This window comes from Sulfitobacter sp. M05 (assembly GCF_029285175.1).
In the GTDB taxonomy this organism is placed as follows: Bacteria; Pseudomonadota; Alphaproteobacteria; order Rhodobacterales; family Rhodobacteraceae; genus Sulfitobacter.
This window is the reverse complement of record NZ_JABEDH010000005.1, coordinates 26,110-42,554: the sequence shown is the minus strand read 5'-3', so window position 1 is coordinate 42,554 and position 16,445 is coordinate 26,110. Positions and strand designations below refer to the sequence as shown.

Genomic DNA, 16,445 nt, shown 5'->3' with positions numbered 1-16,445 from the left:
CGACCACGTCGATAACATAGAGGGCAAGACCATCTAACGGCTCAGCCAACCTGCCCCCGGCTTGAGCCGGAACCAAGACGGATATTTTGCGAGGAAATGTGGTGGCGTTACCTGGATTTGAACCAGGGACCTAACGATTATGAGTCGTTCGCTCTAACCAACTGAGCTATAACGCCGTCGCCGCGTCGATTAAGCCAGCCCTTGGGCGCGGTCAAGCCTAAAACCTCTTTGAATGTTAAAGCCGCACCGCTTTCGCGAAATTAACTTTGATAATGGAAGGATGAAAACACCGGCTCACCGTCCTGATCCGTTCCGAAAACGCTGTTTACATGGGAAATTCGACGTGTTGCGGGGCAAAATAGAAAATGTGTTGCTCGTTACCGGTTCGCCCCCAGCTGCCCCCTGACGTACGCCGTCTGATCCGGGAATTTTCAGGTGTTTCTCGGTTCGGGCGCTCAAAACCCTGTCGCGCCGAATCTCAGGTCCGTCGCCACCAGTGTCCCATGCGCCTAATGTGCCGGTGCGCGCACCACATCCAGCAGGCTGCGGCCCCCATCCACGACCAGCACTTCGCCGGTCATAAAGCTTGAGCTGTCAGCAGCCAGATATTGCACTGTGTCACACAGTTCGTTTGGGGCAGCGATCCGCCCTAGCGGCGTATGCTTGCGGATGTCTTCCCGCCATTCGCGGTTTTCCGCAACCGACACCCGAAGCGAGCCGCTCATCACTGAGCCGAAGGAAATCGCATTAACCCGGATGCGATGCGGTGCCAGCGTCAGCGCCATGGAACGGGTCATCTGCTGCACTGCACCCGCGGCAATGGCATATCCCATCAGCTCTGGCTGGATCTGGCTGGCCGCAATCGAGCTGAAGTTGATGATAGAGCCGATCTGCCCCTCTTCCTGTTCTTCGGCCTGTTTGATCATCCGTTTGGCAACATATTGCGTCAGATGCAGGGCGGTCATCAGGTTCTGATCCAGCAAGGTTTGCACCGACGTGTCTTCAACATCCAGCGCGTCCGTGGGCAACAGTTGGCGCGACGCATTAACCAGAACATCCACCTGATCAAAAGCATCAATGGTGGCGGAAATCAAATTGGCAATCGTCAGCCGTTGGCGCAGATCCCCGGCGAAAGTGCGGATATTGCCATCTTCGGGGGCGGCACCGAATTCTTCGGCCAGTTTCTTTTCGTGGGCGTCGGCGCACATCACGTTTGCGCCCTTGTCCGCCATATGCCGGGCAACAGCCAGACCAATCCCGTTGGCGGCCCCCGTCACAATCACCGTTTTACCTTTGACCGAGAAAGACATCGATGTGCCTCCTTATCCCCTGCGCTTGCCCCTCAGAGGGCGGGCGGCGTGAAACAGCTTGAACCGCGCGTCGCCGCCGATCTCGGAGACCTGAGCAAAGCGCGTCTTTAGCTCCGCCTCATAGGGCAAATGGCGGTTCGCAACCATCCATAACCCGCCACTCGGCGATAAAATGCGCGCCGCAGCGGCCACAAAGGCCTGCCCGATCTGGGGTTCTGCTGCGCGTCCCTGATGGAACGGGGGGTTCATCACCACGGCATCCACCCTGTTGGGGGGCTGCCACTCTGTTGCATCGGCCCAGTGGAATTCTGCCCGCGCATCAGTGACATTGCGCCGCGCACATTCCAGCGCCAGATGGCCCGCCTCGACCAGATGCACGTGCTTCACCGCCGGACGGGTCAGAATATGTGCCGACAGGAAACCCCAGCCGGCCCCCAGATCAACAACCGTACCGCTTAATTTTTCAGGCAGGGCATCCACCAGCAAGGCCGAAGCGAGGTCAACCGCGTCCGCTGAAAATACCCCCGGGGCAGTCCAGAAACCGCCCGGCGTTTGGGATGGCCCCTCGACCCAATCAGCAAAGAAATCGGCGGCAAGTTCGGAAATCCAGAACAGCTTGCCATGAGCCTTGGAGATCGGACCGTTCACGGTCACACGGCCGCGCATCTGCTTGAGGAACGAATCTGCCCCGTCGGTTTTCTGGCCATCAATGACAATGACACCATCAGTCACCGCGCAGGCCTGCGCAATCAGGGTGCGGGCGTCGGCCTTGGCGCGCGGCAGGCAAACGATGGCAGCAGCATAGCGGCCCTCAGGGGCGTGCAAAACAGAATAGCCGCGGGCCTCCCAACTGTTATGAAATGGTTTGAAGTCATGGATGATATCACAGCGGTCTACGTCCACCCCCCGCAAATCAGCGTCAACCGGTGCCCGAAACACCGCGATACGCCCCTCGGCGGGCAGCTCAAGGCCGCCGCCGTCAAGCGCCAGTTGCAAACGAGCGTCAATCACGCGTTATTCTTCTTTTTCCATAGTGCATTGCAGCGGGTGTTGATGGCGGCGGGCAAAATCCATCACCTGCGCCACCTTGGTCTCCGCAATCTCGTGACTGAAGACCCCGACAACCGCCAGCCCCTTTTTATGCACTGTCAGCATAATTTCGAAGGCTTGCGCATGGTTCAGCCCAAAGAAGCGCTCCAGCACCAGAACGACAAATTCCATCGGTGTGAAATCATCGTTCAGCAGCATCACCTTGTACAAAGGAGGGCGCGCGGTTTTCGGTTTGGTTTTGGTCAGCAGTTCGGTATCGTTTTCGTCGTCCGAACGGTCTGCCATCATGAAATCATCAAGGCGCATTACTGCTCCGGCGGGTTTGAGTGAACGATTGTGAGTCGCGAGAGCCGTTATATAACCCGATAACCGATTTTTGAAAGAGGTATGCCGCAAATGAACGTTATACTCACGACAATCGGACTGGATGCGGATGACACGCTTTGGCACAACGAACGGTTCTTTGCTCTGACTCAAAGCCACTTTTCTGACCTGTTGCGGGAGTATTCAGACAACGACAACCTGATGACGCGGCTCCTCGCTGCCGAACGTCGGAACCTGCCGCACTATGGGTTTGGAATCAAAGGCTTCACTCTTTCGATGATAGAAACCGCAATTGAGGTGACGGACGGCAATGTGCCCGCTGCGGTCATTGCTGAAATCCTTGATGCAGGGCGCGATATGCTGTCCCATCCCGTCGAATTACTGCCAGATGTCAAAGCCACTTTGAATGCACTGAAACACGATTTCAAATTACTGCTGATCACCAAGGGCGACCTGCTGGACCAAGAGCGCAAACTGGCGCAATCGGGCCTGCGCGACCATTTTGATGCGGTAGAAATCGTGTCGGACAAGACACCCGCCGCCTATCTCGACATTTTTGATCGCCACGGAACCGGCGCGGATCAGGGGCTGATGGCAGGCAACTCCATGGCGTCCGACGTGGTGCCGATGATCCGGGCGGGGGGCTGGGGCGTCCTTGTTCCTCACGGGCTGACCTGGGCAATTGAAGACGCTGAAACACCCCACGACACCGCCCGTTTCGGTCAGATCGACCGCCTGGCTGCCTTGCCGGAATTCATTCGCAACCTCCCTGCCAAGCAACTGGCCTGAAACGCCAAAGGAATCTGGGCAAACAGGCCCAATTCCCGCCACATTCCTGCCACAATCCTCCCCTTAGTATGGCGATGCCCAACAGCCCCCAAATGTGGACAAGCAAAGCCGGCGTTTTCCCGCAAATCCCAAGAAACATAGGGTTTATCGAAGTTTAGACCTATGTTAGTGTTGTTCTATAAAAAGTATGGCCAGCCGAAAAATCGGCGGTCTTGAGGCAGAACAAGGCAGTAATCATGAGAGCGCGAAGCGTTTCGTCAGCCCGATTGGGGTTGTATTTCATCACGGCTTTTTGGTTGATCGTTATCGTGCCGCTAAGCGCGATGGCAGCCCCCTATGCCGCCTATGTGATGGATGCGCGCACGGGCAAGGTTATTCATGCACAAAACGCCAACACCCGGCTGCACCCCGCCTCGCTTACCAAGATGATGACGCTTTACATCGCCTTCGAGGCGATCAAGCGTGGCGAGATTTCGCTGGACACCAAGGTCAAGATCTCCAAAAAAGCTGCGTCAGAGCCCCCCAGCAAGCTGGGCCTGCGTCCGGGTCAACGCATTGCGCTGCGCTATCTGATCCGCGCAGCAGCGGTGAAGTCGGCCAATGATGCAGCCACTGCCATCGGCGAAGCGATTGGCGGAACCGAGGCGCGCTTTGCCCGCCGCATGAACCGCACAGCCAAAGCATTGGGAATGCACCGTACAACGTTCAAGAACATGCATGGCCTGACAGAGGCCGGCCACCTGTCTACCGCACATGACATGTCGATCATGGGACGGCATTTGCTCTATGATTTCCCTGAATATTACAACCTGTTCTCGCGGGTCACGGCGGATGCCGGTGTGCGCAAGGTCAGCCACACCAACCGGCGTTTTCTGAACTCCTATAAAGGGGCAGACGGGATCAAGACCGGATATACCCGCGCCGCGGGCTTCAACCTGACAGCCTCTGCCGAACGGGGCAATGAACGGATCATCGTGACCGTCTTTGGCGGTAAATCCACAACTTCGCGCAACGCGCAGGTGGCCAAGCTGATGGACCTCGGGTTCCGCCGCGCCCCCTCGCGCGCGCCGCTGCGCAAGCCACAAAAACCAGTATACGCCGACGTCGAAACCGCCCCCAGCAGGCCCAGCACAAACCCCGGATCAGTGGCTGGTGGCGCGGGCAAAACCATTCGCCTTGTCGGCGCTGTAAAGAACTCCAAACGCCCCAGACAGCGCCCCACCGCACCGGCTTCTGTTTTGGTGGCTGCGGTTCAGGAGCCGCTGATCACCAATGCGGATATCACCGCCGCACTGAAAGAGGCCGTGAAAACACCCGCGCCACAACCGGCCCCCGGCCCCGCACCACAGATGGCCGCAACGCCGCCAAACGTAACACTTGCCGCAGCCAGCAGCTCAATCCGCCCAACCTTGCGCCCGAAAACAGCCCGCAAGACCGCTGTAACACGCAAAAAACGCGCGGTTGAGCAGGAAATCGTGACCCGGGTTTCCACCTCTGGCGGACGTCATTGGGGCGTGAACGTGGGCCGCTATCCCAGCCGCTATGCCGCCGAAAAAGTTCTCTTGAAAACGGCGCTTGCCGAAATGTCGACGCTGGACGGCTCGCTGCGCAAAGTCGTCCGCCGCCCACAAGGTTATGACGCTAACTTTCTGGGCATGAGCCGTGAAACCGCTGATTTAGCCTGCCGCCGCCTTGCCGCGCGCAAGGTCAGCTGCTTTATGATCGGGCCGGGTTAACAGACGCGGCCTCGCGGCGCAGCCAACTGGTAAATGCTTTGACCCATTTGCGCTGCACACCGGGACGGGTGACGATATAGTATCCTTCCCCCTCCCGTTTTTCGATATGCAATTCGCGCAACCGGCCCGCCGCAATATCCCGGGCGACGAATTCACGCACGGTCACCACGACCCCCTGCCCGTCGCGCGCGCCATCCAACATCAGGTTACCCGGCACCTTCATCATCCCCAGCTTGGCCTTGGGCACGCCGATGCGCTTGAACCAATTGGTGGCTTCCGAGGTGCTGAACTCTTCCAGCCAGGGAAATTCCGCGATGGCACTCAAATTCCCGAACGGCAGATCCCCGACCAGAGACGGTGCCGCGACAACAACCATCGGCGAATGAAACAAAATCTCGGTTTCGACTTTCGGCCAGACCCCGGCACCATAGCGGACCGCGACGTCAATCCCGCTGTTCTCCAGCGTCACAACCAGTGGCGAGGGGTCGATCATCAGGTCTATCTCCGGGTGGGCTTCGCGAAAGCTGGGCAGGCGTGGCATCAACCATGACGCCGCGAAGGTCGGCGTCGTCGAGATATGCAAGGGACGAATCTCCTGCTGGCCGGTGATTTCATCCGTGGCCTCAATCATACCGGCGAAACCGGCCTGTAAAGCTGTGGCCAAGCGTTCACCCGCGATGGTCAGGACAAGGCTGCGCCCCGAGCGGTCTAGCAGGGCAACATCCAAATGGCTTTCCAAGGCCCGCAGCTGTTGGCTGATGGCAGCATGGCTGACGCCCAATGCGTCCCCTGCCGCGACCACATTGCGGGTCTCGGCAAAAGCGGCAAATGCCCGCAGCGCCGATAAGGGCGGTAGCTTGCGCCATTCCATATTTAACCTCAACTTACATATTCAGATTTTCAATGACTCGCGTATTCGCACCACTTCCTCATATTTATAAGCATCAAGTCAACGCGGAAAGGAACTGAAATGTTAAGTATCTACGCACAATCCATGATGACGGCGACCCGCTCCGGCTGTGTCCGCCTGCGTGCGGCTCCCTCTGGCAACGCGCCCAAACGCCGCCGTTGGTTCTCGCGCCGCGAGGAAATCTGCATCGATCCGGCCAAGCTGTGAGCAACGTGATGACGACGAACAAAGCGCTGGTTCTGGTCGATATTCAGAACGATTACTTCACAGGCGGGCTTTGGCCGGTCGATGACATGGCGCAGGTTGCCGAGGCCGCCTGCCGGGTTCTGCAAGATGCACGAACAGCGGGCGACCTGATCATCCACGTCTATCACGAGGCAACAAGCGACAAGGCACCGTTCTTTCGACCCGGCACAGAGGGCGCGCAAATCCATGCCAGCGTCGCTCCTCTGCCGGACGAAGCGGTAATCCTGAAACACCGTCCGAACAGCTTTCACGAAACCGATCTGCACGCCCGCCTGAGAGCAGCGGGCATTACAGAAGTGACAATTGTCGGGGCCATGACGCAGATGTGTATCGATGCCACAACACGGGCGGCACGTGACTTCGGGTTTGACGTCACCTTGGTGGCAGATGCCTGTGGGGCCAAGGCGCAAAGCTTTGGTGGTGTTGAATTAACCGCGGCGCAGGTACAGGCCGCATTCTTTGGTCCATTGGGGATGTCCTATGCAACAATCCGTTGAACAAATGGCAAAACTTGACCGAGCGAAGGTGGTTTTCCTTTTGAAATGGGCGGCGTCTATTGTCCAGATCCTTGGCTATACCGCCACGGCATTCGGCATGACCCCATTGAATATCTATCTGTTTCTGGTGGGGCTGGTCGGGTGGTTTACCGTGGGCCTGTTGTGGAACGACAGGGCGATTATGTTGATCCATATCGTCGCTTTGGCGGCCATGATTGCCGGGCTTGCCAGCGCCGCCTAAAGCATCCCGCCATTAACCTGAGCCATCATCTATCGCTTTTCACGTTTGAGCAAAGAGAGAGGCCGCGAACAAGCGATTGATGTTTAAGGCGGGACGCTCTCTAGGCCTGCCCAGACAGGGTGCGGTACAAATGCCAGGTGGCATGGCCCAACAGGGGCATGACCACAAACAATCCGAGGAACATCGGCAGCATCGCCAAAAGGGTAAACATCCCGATCACACCGCCCCAGCACAGGTAGACCAGCGGTGCCGCGCGCACCGCCGCTATCGAACGCAGCAGCGCCGTGATGAAATCAACGTCACGGTCCAGCAACATGGGCATCCCCATAACACTGATAGCAAAAACAAAAAGCGCAAACCCCGCACCGACAACCGTGCCAAAGCCCAACATCATCAGACCTTCGGAGGTCAGAAACACCTCTAGTGAGGTCGACACATTGGTCATCGGCGACAAGCCAAGAAAAAGCGCGAAAATCATGTGCCCCAGAAAGAACCAAAACAAGAACGCCACGATAATGATCGCCGCCAGCCAAGGCAGTTGTTCACCGCGGTGAAACCAAACCACCGCGGCCACCTTGGACAGTTCTAGCGGCTCTTGTGCCGCGCGCCGGCGACTGACCTCGTAAAACCCCAAGGCTGCCAAAGCACCAATCAGCGGAAAGCCCATCACAGCAAGGATCAGCCAGAACGTCGTGCCTGTGGCATAGGTAATCGCCCCCATCACAAGGCCGGCAATCACATAGAAACTGGCGAAAAACAAATCCGGGCCCGGTGCGGCCAGAAAATCGCGGAAACCGGCAGCCAGGCTTTGGCGCAGATCAGTGAATGTCGGGTTGCGCAGCTCGGGCGCACCATGGGGTCTGTTATTCATCCGCTCAGTATTGCGCGGAAAACAGCGAGGGTAAATTGATCTGGATCAAGTCGCCCCACCGCATAGGAGTTACCCCTAGCTTGTCGCTTGCAAAAGGCTGCGGGTGTAGTCGGATTTCGGCCGCTCATAGAGATCCGCCGTCAGCCCGTATTCCACCACATCGCCGCGCTTCATCACCATCACCTGATGCGACATCGCCCGCACCACCTTAAGGTCGTGACTGATGAACAGATAGGCCAGCCCGTATTTGGCCTGAAGATCGCGCAGCAATTCGACGATTTGCACCTGTACTGTCATATCCAGCGCCGATGTCGGTTCGTCCAGCACCAGCAAACGCGGGCGTAGGACCATGGCACGGGCAATCGCAATCCGTTGCCGTTGTCCGCCGGAAAACTCATGCGGATAGCGGTCCATCGTTTTGGGGTCCAGGCCGACCTCAATCATCACCTCTTGGACCAGCTCGCGTTGATCACGATTTGGATCGACATTATGAATTGTCAGCCCCTCGGCAATGATCTGGAAACAGGTCATGCGCGGCGATAATGATCCGAAAGGATCTTGAAACACGATCTGCATCTCCGAGCGCAGCTTGCGCAACTCGCGGGTAGACCATTGCCGCACGTCCTGATCCATAAAGGTGATGCCCCCCTCAGAGGCAATCAGACGCATAATCGCCAGCGCCATCGTCGTCTTGCCAGAGCCGCTTTCCCCCACAATCCCAAGGGTTTCACCCGCGCGCACGCGAATGCTCGCGTCATTGACCGCCTTCACATGGCCGACAGTCCGGCGCAGCAGACCTTGGGTGATTGGAAACCAGACCTTCAGGTTTTCCGTACGCACGATCTCAGCGGCATCTTCTGCCACTGGATCAGGCTGTCCGGTCGGTTCGGCCCCCAGCAGTTTGATTGTGTAAGGGTGTTGCGGATTCTCGAAAATCTCTTGCGTTGGCCCTTGCTCTACGATCTCGCCATGCTGCATCACGCAAACACGGTCCGCGATGCGACGCACAATGCCCAGATCATGAGTGATAAACAAAAGCCCCATGCCCATCCGGTCCTTGAGGTCTTTCAACAAATCGAGGATTTGCGCCTGAATGGTCACATCCAGAGCCGTTGTCGGTTCATCGGCAATCAGAACGTCAGGCCCATTGGCCAAGGCCATGGCAATCATCACGCGCTGACGTTGCCCGCCAGACAACTGGTGCGGATAGGCCCCAAGCCGGCTTTCGGCCTCGTTGATACCCACCTGCTCCAGCAGCTCAAGAACACGCACACGGGCCGCCCCACCAACAAGCCCCTGATGCAAGGCAAGGCTTTCTGCCAGTTGTTTTTCGATGGTGTGCAGCGGGTTCAGCGAGGTCATCGGTTCCTGAAAAATGAAACTGATGTCGTTGCCACGCACTTTGCGCAGCAGAGCGTCATCCGCCCCAATCATCTGTTGCCCGTCATAGGTGACAGAGCCCGACACCTCGGCACTGTCGCCCAACAATGACACCGTGGACAGGGCAGACACGGATTTGCCGGAACCGGATTCGCCCACAAGCGCAACGGTCTCGCCACGTTCCACGTGAAAACTGACGCCTTTGACCGCTTCGGACAGTTTGCCATCCTGACGGAACCCGACACACAGGTCTTTGACTTCAAGCAAGGGCATCAGGAAAACGTCTTTCGCGGATCAAAGGCATCACGGATGCCTTCGAAGATGAACACCAGAAGCGACAACATGATCGCAAAGGTAAAGAAGGCGGTGAAAGCAAGCCACGGTGCTTGCAGGTTCTGTTTCGCCTGCAAGGTCAACTCGCCCAGCGACGGTGCCGAGGACGGCAAGCCAAACCCCAGAAAGTCGAGGATCGCCAAAGTGCTGATTGTGCCGGTGATGATAAACGGCAACATCGTCAGCATCGCCACCATCGCATTGGGCAACATATGGCGGAACATGATTGTGGCGTTGCTGACGCCCAATGCCCGCGCCGCGCGGACGTACTCAAGGTTACGCGCACGCAGGAATTCCGCACGCACCACACCAACCAAAGATGTCCAGCTGAACAGCACCAGCAAAAACACAAGCAGCCAGAAACTGCGCCCCAGAATCGCGAACATGATGATGATCACATAGAGTGACGGGGTGGAGGACCAGATCTCGATCACCCGCTGGAAAATCAGATCGGTCCAACCGCCAAAGAACCCCTGCACCGCGCCTGCAATAACGCCGATAAGCGAGGCAAGGCCAGTGACGATCAGCGTGAACAGGATCGATAGTCGAAACCCGTGAATGACCCGCGCCATAACATCACGCTTGGTCCCGTCGGTGCCCAGCCAGTTCTGTGCATTCGGCGGCAGAGGGGCGGCACCGGGCCGATCAACTGCGGTGTTAAAGCTATAGGGAATGATCGGCCAAATGGCCCAGCCTTTGCTGATCTCTTCGCCCTCGATCACGCCGTCCTGCGCATCCTCGATATAGGCATCGGGGTCATCGAAACACAGGTCCAGCCCGCCGGTCGCAATCAGGCATTTGACTTCCGGATCGCGATATACGGCTTCAGTCTGGAAATCCCCGCCGAACGCGGTCTCGGGGTAAAAGCTGAAGATCGGCATATAATAGTCGCCGCGATAATTCACGAGGATCGGTTTATCGTTGGCGACAAACTCGGCGAACAGCGAAATGGCGAACAGCACAGCGAAAATCCAAAGCGACCACAAGGCACGTTTGTTGCGTTTAAAGTTGCGCCAGCGGCGTTGGTTCAACGGGGACAGGGCCATCAACCTTCCCTCCGCTCGAAATCAATCCGCGGATCAACCAAGACATACATCAGGTCAGACAGAATACCGACAACCAGCCCGATCAGGCCAAAGATAAACAGGGTGCCAAAAACGATCGGATAGTCACGTGCCACTGCCGCCTCGAACCCCAACCGGCCCAGCCCATCAAGGCTGAAGATGGTTTCGATGATCAATGATCCACCAAAGAACACCCCGATAAACACCGCAGGAAAACCGGCGATGACAATCAACATGGCGTTGCGAAATACATGGCCATAAAGCACCGCACGTTCAGACAAGCCCTTGGCGCGGGCGGTCATGACATAATGTTTCTTGATCTCGTCGAGAAAGCTGTTTTTGGTCAGCAATGTGAGCGTGGCAAAAGCGCTGATGGTAGAGGCCAGCACCGGCAGGGAGATGTGCCAGAAATAATCCGCAACCTTACCCAGCGGGCTGAGTTGGTCAAAATTATCCGAGGTCAGACCGCGCAGCGGGAAGATTTGCCAATAGGATCCCCCCGCGAACATCACCAGCAGCAGGATCGCAAACAGGAAACCCGGGATCGCATAGGCGGCAATGATCGCGCCGGACGTCCATGTGTCAAACCGCGACCCGTCCCGCACCGCCTTGCGGATACCCAGCGGGATCGACACCAGATAGGCAATCAGTGTCGACCAAAGCCCCAGCGTGATCGACACCGGCAGTTTTTCCTTGATCAGGTCAATGACTGTAATAGAGCGGAAGTAACTCTCGCCGAAATCAAAACGCATGTAGTTCCAGATCATGCTGACAAACCGTTCAACCGGCGGTTTGTCGAAACCGAATTCCTTTTCCAGCTCGGCAATGAACTCGGGCGGCAGGCCACGTGCGCCGATGTAACTGCTGTTTGATCCGGAATCGAGTGACAGGTCGCCCGCGTCATTTCCCGCTCCAGCGAATCCACCAAATACGTCACCACCCCCCTGCGCACGGGCAATGGCCTGTTCCACCGGACCGCCGGGCACAAACTGCACCAGCGCAAAGTTGATCAACATTATGCCCAGCAAAGTGGGAATAATCAGCAACAAACGTCGAAGGATATAGGCCGCCATGGGTGCCGCTTACCTCAGCGCGCCAGAGGCACGCAGCTTGGCAGCCTTATCAGCATTGTACCACCAGAAATCGAGATACCCCAGATCAAGCGGCGGGATCGTTTCGGGGTGTTCGAACTGATCGTAATAGGCCACCCAGTGATCCGAAAGATACCACACTGGCATCATTGCAACCTGATGGCGCAGCGCCCGGTCCAGCGCCATAATGGATGCAGCCTCTTCCTCAAGGCTTTCAGCGGCCAGCGAGGCGGAGATAATGGCATCAATCGCAGGGTCTGAGATACCGGCAGGGTTGAACAGGCTATAAGAAGCGGCTTCGGAACCAAACATCTGTTCGAGGTTAGTGTCCGGCTCGCGGAAATCGAGGTAGGCACCAAGAATCATATCATAATCCCGGTCCTGACGCCGCGAAGAGAATTGTGCAGAATCCACAGCTTCAAGCACCGCATCAACGCCCAACGTCTTGAGGTTCGAGATATAGTTTTCGACAATCGCGCGCCCGGTCGGTGAACCAGCGGAACTAATCAGGAAATTGACCGTCAGCTTATCCCCGTCTGCATTGCGCCGGATGCCATCGTCACCCACTGCCCAACCGGCCCCATCCAACAGCTTGGTTGCCTTGCGCATGTTGCGCCGGTCCGCCAGGCGCTCTGGTTTGGAAACATGCGGTTCGGGCACGTCCTCATCAAAGATAAAGGAGGGGATTACATCCCCCAGCCCTTTAAGAAATGCCAGCTCAGCGCCTTCAGGCTTGCCCGATGCCATCCGGTCCGTCCCCTGAACAAAGGAACGGCGCTGCTTGAACAATCCGTATTGCAATGATTCATTGGTCCACTGGAAATTATAGGCCAGCCCCAGCGCGCGCCGGACGTCTTTTTGCTGCATCACCGCACTGCCAAGATTGAACACGAAACCCGACGACTGCGGGATATCACCATCTGGCAGGACTTCTTTCACAATCGCACCACTTTGCGCTTTGGGGAAATCATATCCGGTCGACCAGATCTTTGAACTCCCCTCACGGCGAAACGTATACACCCCCGCCTTGAAAGCCTCGAAAGACGCGGTCGGATCTGTGAAATACTCAAGCCGGATTGAATCAAAATTGTGCCGACCCTTGTTGATCGGCAAATGCCAGCCCCAATAATCCGGGTTGCGTTTGTATACGACCCGCCGGTTGATATCGAAGTGATCGAGAACATAGGGCCCTGAACCGGGCGAGATGTCCAAGCGGCTTTCATCCAGACGCGCGCCGGTTTTTTCAAACCATTTTTTTGACATGACTGGAACCCCGCCAGCCTGATCAATCAGGGACCGCCGGGATATTCCTTTGGTAAAGTAAAATTTGATCGTGTGATCATCAATCACTTCGACCTTTGGAATACGTCTGCGCACCGCTTCACCATAGGATTTCAACCCCTGATCCAGAAACAGGTTATGGCTAAATTCCACATCATGCGCGGTGACCGGCGTACCGTCAGAAAAACGCGCGTCTTTGCGCATATAAAAGATCACCCAGTCCTTGGTCGCGGGATACTCAAGTCGCTCGGCCAGCAGGCCATAGTATTCGCCGTAAACATCTGCCGGCAACGACACAAACGGGTTGCTGGCAGGCGCATCAGCCAGCAGGCTTTCATAGCCGATATTGGCAAGACCATCGGGATTCCCTTTGCGCGCATAGCGGTTCATGGAATCAAAAGTACCAACAACACCGACCGACATTTCCCCGCCTTTGGGAGCATTCGGGTTCACATAATTGAAATGTTCGTAATCCGCAGGATAGCTCAGATTTCCGTAAAAGTTGTAGCCGTGGGTAACGATAATCTCTTCTTCGGCCATCACCGCGCTGCCGGCGATCCCTCCCAATGCAACACACAGGGCGGCCAGCTGGCTGCGCCACTTGCCTGTTGGTTTTGGCTGGACAGCCTGCGGTTTACCTTCGGCTTTCAGGGCGTTGATCATCAGGCACATCCTTTAGGTCGCAAGACACGAATACGTTTCATGTAAGCTAACGGTGCAGCGTGCCAAGAGACAAGTTGCGAATATGTTATCTCGTGAAACACACATGAAAAAGCCGCCCCGAAAGGGCGGCTTGAGGTCGTGAAATGGGGTCTGCTTAGTTCAGGCTTTGCAGATAGGCGATGACGTTCGCCCGATCAGCCGGCTTTTTCAGACCCGCGAAACCCATTGTTGTCCCGGGTGCGTATTTCTTGGGGCTTTCCAGAAAGCCCATCAACGCCTCAACGGTCCAGCTTCCTTCAAGGCCGCTTAATGCGCCGGAATATCCGAACCCGCCAACCGCTGCGATTTCACGATCAACCACTCCGTTCAGGTGTGGACCAACGGCATCGGTCCCATCAACCTTGTGGCAGGCGGTACACTTACGAAATACTTTTGATCCTTTGTCCAGATCGGCACCAGCCATCAGCGCAACCAGATCAAGTTCTTCGGCAGGCTCATCATTTCCAGCGCTGGCAACCTCGATCACATAAGAGGGTTCGCCATGTGCGTCCGCATGATACAGTACCTCGCCGGCCCATTTGCCAAGCAACAGGATTAACCAAGCGCCAAAAAGCCCGGCGGCAATTTTCGTAAGTGTCATTGTGTCGAACATAGGTTTGGGTCCGTATCTGTCATTTGATGCGTTTCAGCGGCGTATCTATTGCTTTCCCTTATTGCAAGCAAGGTGTAGTTACCGCGACCAAACGCCCGAGGGTGCAGAAATACCAAGGATTGCATAGATGTCTGACAACAGCACACCCCGTATCGCGTTTCAAGGTGCCTTGGGCTCCTATAGCCACGAAGCCTGCCTGCAAGCCCGCCCCGAGATGATTCCTGTCCCCTGTACAACCTTCGAAGGGGTGATCCGTGCCGTGCGCGAAGAGCGTGCCGATCTGGCCATGCTGCCGGTCGAAAACACAACCTACGGCCGCGTGGCTGACATTCATCGCTTGTTGCCACAAAGCGGGTTACACATCATCGAGGAAGCCTTTGTGCGTGTGCGCATCGCGCTGATGGCCCGGCCCGGCATCACGCTGGATCAGGTCAAACATGTGCGCGCCCATATGGTCCTGCTTCCACAAGCGCGCAGCTATCTGGATGCGCAGGGCATCACCTTTGAAGCCGCCACCGACAGCGCTGGGGCCGCCGCAGATCTGGCGCGGACCCAAGGCTCGGTCGAGGGTGTGCTGGCCGGCGAAGTGGCGGCAGATATTCACGGTCTTGATGTGCTGGCGCGGGACATTGAAGACCTCGACCACAACACCACTCGGTTTCTGCTGATGGCACCCGATATTGATCTTTCGCGGCGTGGCGGCAAAATGCTGACCACCTTTGTGTTCGAGGTCCGCAACATTCCGGCCGCCCTCTACAAGGCAATGGGCGGTTTTGCGACCAACGGTATCAACATGACCAAACTGGAAAGCTATATGGTGGACGGCTCGTTTACCGCCACACAGTTTTACGCAGACATCGAAGGACACCCCGAGGATGCCAATGTAAAGCTGGCGCTGGACGAACTGGGGTATTTCACCAAGGCGCTTGATATTCTGGGGGTCTATCCGGCCCACCCCGTTCGCGGCTAACACCCGGTAACAGCGTGGCAAACCGCCCCCCAAGGCATTCCTAGGGGGATTACCCCTTCTGTGCTACAGATCAAGCATTGAAAAAACGCATTGATCTAGGGGATTGCCTCAAATGGCCAAAGATAAGTTAACAGAAGTGCTTGAAAAAACTGACGGGAAACGCGCCAAAACCAAAACGCTGGATAAGATACCAACAGACACCAAATCCAGAAAACTGCCGACCGAAGTCATCAAAGCGATGAGTGAGAAATTCCCGTCAGCGAAACTGTCCACGGTAAAAGTTCACGTTGGTGCCGAAGCCACCGAAGCGTGCAAAACACTAGGTGCGAAAGCTTTCATCAGCGGGTCGGATATCTTTCTGGCAAAATCCGGCGATGCGAAAGACAGCAAACTTTTGGCACATGAACTGTCTCATGTCCTCCAGCAGACCAAGGGCAAGGTCCCGTCGGCCAAAAAGGGCAAGGTGCTTACGTCAAAATAGCAAAGTGCGACAAACTACGCAGGCCTTGCTGGGGTCAGGATCGAAATTATGGGTCCTGACCCTAGGCAAGGCGTTTGTATTTGTCTTCCATTCCTCTGCCATATTCCGACACGCGCTGCTTGAACTTCTTGGTCAGGGAGGTTTTCGCCAGCTTAAGCGACTGCACCAAGAGCCGCGCCGAGAGGTTCAGGGGTTTGATTTCCAACTCGACCTTGACCCGCGTACTGCTGCGCGACAGAGCGATCAATTCAAACCCGGTGGTGGCCAGTAACCCCGGCGAGGTGCTTTCGAGAACAATCTCGTTGGGGCGCTCGAAAGTCACCATCTCAACGTCCATCTGCCGTTGCTTGCCGCGCAAGGCAAAAGTGGCCTGCCACATCATACCGACACCAGGCTTTTGAAGCTGATCAAGGCGCTGCACCTCTGCACCGCGACGCATTGCGGAGCGCTCGAACCCCTCAAAGTCGCAGAGCATTTCGAAAACCGCTTCTGCGGGGGCTTCGATATCCTCGTTGGTGGAAAATTTCATCTCTGTGTCCTACCGATCCTGCTGGCT

At 56.6% G+C, this 16,445-nt stretch carries 18 protein-coding genes and 1 tRNA gene; 7 read left to right on the top strand and 12 right to left on the bottom strand.

Translation table 11 applies throughout. The features are described from left to right. Nucleotides 1–99: 99 nt before the first annotated feature. From HKX44_RS16730 to clpS, 4 genes are all read right to left on the bottom strand, one after another. Nucleotides 100–176 (bottom strand) — tRNA-Met (locus HKX44_RS16730). A 333-nt stretch (nucleotides 177–509) separates the two neighbouring features. Next, the gene (locus HKX44_RS16725; RefSeq protein WP_276152513.1) at nucleotides 510–1,310 is read right to left on the bottom strand and encodes an SDR family oxidoreductase; all 801 of its coding nucleotides are present in this window, start codon (nucleotides 1,308–1,310) and stop codon (nucleotides 510–512) included. Nucleotides 1,311–1,322: 12 nt separating this feature from the next. Next, entirely contained in the window at nucleotides 1,323–2,321 is a 999-nt protein-coding gene (locus tag HKX44_RS16720; RefSeq protein WP_276152512.1) for a class I SAM-dependent methyltransferase, read from the bottom strand. Nucleotides 2,322–2,324: 3 nt separating this feature from the next. Next, the gene (gene clpS, locus HKX44_RS16715) at nucleotides 2,325–2,666 is read right to left on the bottom strand and encodes an ATP-dependent Clp protease adapter ClpS (RefSeq protein WP_276152511.1); all 342 of its coding nucleotides are present in this window, start codon (nucleotides 2,664–2,666) and stop codon (nucleotides 2,325–2,327) included. Nucleotides 2,667–2,756: 90 nt separating this feature from the next. Between clpS and HKX44_RS16710 the strand changes: the two genes are divergently transcribed. Both HKX44_RS16710 and HKX44_RS16705 read left to right on the top strand, forming a co-directional pair. After that, the gene (locus tag HKX44_RS16710) at nucleotides 2,757–3,473 is read left to right on the top strand and encodes an HAD family hydrolase (protein ID WP_276152510.1); all 717 of its coding nucleotides are present in this window, start codon (nucleotides 2,757–2,759) and stop codon (nucleotides 3,471–3,473) included. 236 nt (nucleotides 3,474–3,709) lie between these two features. Continuing rightward, nucleotides 3,710–5,209: a D-alanyl-D-alanine carboxypeptidase family protein gene (locus HKX44_RS16705; RefSeq protein ID WP_276152509.1), complete on the top strand. Its 1,500-nt coding sequence runs from the start codon at nucleotides 3,710–3,712 to the stop codon at nucleotides 5,207–5,209. Here HKX44_RS16705 and HKX44_RS16700 read toward each other — a convergent pair. Further along, nucleotides 5,190–6,080 (bottom strand): LysR family transcriptional regulator, encoded by an 891-nt coding sequence (locus tag HKX44_RS16700; protein WP_276152508.1) that lies wholly within the window; start codon nucleotides 6,078–6,080, stop codon nucleotides 5,190–5,192. The genes HKX44_RS16705 and HKX44_RS16700 overlap by 20 nt on opposite strands. A gap of 99 nt (nucleotides 6,081–6,179) precedes the next feature. On the opposite strand from HKX44_RS16700, the gene HKX44_RS16695 reads away from it, so the two are divergent. From HKX44_RS16695 to HKX44_RS16685, 3 genes are read left to right on the top strand one after another with little or no spacing between them, the layout of a single operon-like run. Next, nucleotides 6,180–6,326 carry a hypothetical protein gene (locus tag HKX44_RS16695; RefSeq protein WP_276152507.1) on the top strand — a complete coding sequence of 49 codons (147 nt, stop codon included), beginning with the start codon at nucleotides 6,180–6,182 and terminating at the stop codon, nucleotides 6,324–6,326. 8 nt (nucleotides 6,327–6,334) lie between these two features. Then, nucleotides 6,335–6,862 carry a cysteine hydrolase family protein gene (locus tag HKX44_RS16690; protein WP_276152506.1) on the top strand — a complete coding sequence of 176 codons (528 nt, stop codon included), beginning with the start codon at nucleotides 6,335–6,337 and terminating at the stop codon, nucleotides 6,860–6,862. Then, on the top strand, nucleotides 6,846–7,103 hold the full coding sequence (locus HKX44_RS16685) for a DUF6552 family protein (protein WP_276152505.1): 258 nt from the start codon (nucleotides 6,846–6,848) through the stop codon (nucleotides 7,101–7,103). Before HKX44_RS16690 ends, HKX44_RS16685 begins: the two co-directional genes overlap by 17 nt. 100 nt (nucleotides 7,104–7,203) lie before the next feature. On the opposite strand, the gene HKX44_RS16680 is transcribed toward HKX44_RS16685, so the two are convergent. The 6 genes from HKX44_RS16680 to HKX44_RS16655 all read right to left on the bottom strand — a co-directional run bounded on the left by HKX44_RS16680 (nucleotide 7,204) and on the right by HKX44_RS16655 (nucleotide 14,438). After that, on the bottom strand, nucleotides 7,204–7,974 hold the full coding sequence (locus tag HKX44_RS16680) for a DUF2189 domain-containing protein (RefSeq protein WP_276152504.1): 771 nt from the start codon (nucleotides 7,972–7,974) through the stop codon (nucleotides 7,204–7,206). A 75-nt stretch (nucleotides 7,975–8,049) separates the two neighbouring features. Further along, nucleotides 8,050–9,627, bottom strand: a complete 1,578-nt coding sequence (locus HKX44_RS16675; protein WP_276152503.1) for an ABC transporter ATP-binding protein — start codon at nucleotides 9,625–9,627, stop codon at nucleotides 8,050–8,052. Then, on the bottom strand, nucleotides 9,627–10,733 hold the full coding sequence (locus tag HKX44_RS16670; protein ID WP_276152502.1) for an ABC transporter permease: 1,107 nt from the start codon (nucleotides 10,731–10,733) through the stop codon (nucleotides 9,627–9,629). Before HKX44_RS16670 ends, HKX44_RS16675 begins: the two co-directional genes overlap by 1 nt. Then, complete coding sequence (locus HKX44_RS16665) at nucleotides 10,733–11,824, bottom strand: microcin C ABC transporter permease YejB (protein ID WP_276152501.1); 1,092 nt, start codon at nucleotides 11,822–11,824, stop codon at nucleotides 10,733–10,735. The genes HKX44_RS16670 and HKX44_RS16665 overlap by 1 nt, the downstream gene beginning before the upstream one ends. A 9-nt stretch (nucleotides 11,825–11,833) precedes the next feature. After that, entirely contained in the window at nucleotides 11,834–13,663 is a 1,830-nt protein-coding gene (locus HKX44_RS16660) for an extracellular solute-binding protein (protein WP_276152634.1), read from the bottom strand. 277 nt (nucleotides 13,664–13,940) lie between these two features. Next, on the bottom strand, nucleotides 13,941–14,438 hold the full coding sequence (locus HKX44_RS16655) for a cytochrome c family protein (RefSeq protein WP_276152500.1): 498 nt from the start codon (nucleotides 14,436–14,438) through the stop codon (nucleotides 13,941–13,943). A 127-nt stretch (nucleotides 14,439–14,565) separates the two neighbouring features. Between HKX44_RS16655 and HKX44_RS16650 the strand changes: the two genes are divergently transcribed. Both HKX44_RS16650 and HKX44_RS16645 read left to right on the top strand, forming a co-directional pair. Next, nucleotides 14,566–15,408: a prephenate dehydratase gene (locus HKX44_RS16650; RefSeq protein ID WP_276152499.1), complete on the top strand. Its 843-nt coding sequence runs from the start codon at nucleotides 14,566–14,568 to the stop codon at nucleotides 15,406–15,408. Nucleotides 15,409–15,520: 112 nt separating this feature from the next. Further along, complete coding sequence (locus HKX44_RS16645; RefSeq protein ID WP_276152498.1) at nucleotides 15,521–15,889, top strand: DUF4157 domain-containing protein; 369 nt, start codon at nucleotides 15,521–15,523, stop codon at nucleotides 15,887–15,889. A 61-nt stretch (nucleotides 15,890–15,950) separates the two neighbouring features. Here HKX44_RS16645 and HKX44_RS16640 read toward each other — a convergent pair whose 3' ends face one another. Beyond that, complete coding sequence (locus HKX44_RS16640; RefSeq protein ID WP_276152497.1) at nucleotides 15,951–16,418, bottom strand: SRPBCC family protein; 468 nt, start codon at nucleotides 16,416–16,418, stop codon at nucleotides 15,951–15,953. Between the last annotated feature and the right edge of the window lie 27 nt (nucleotides 16,419–16,445).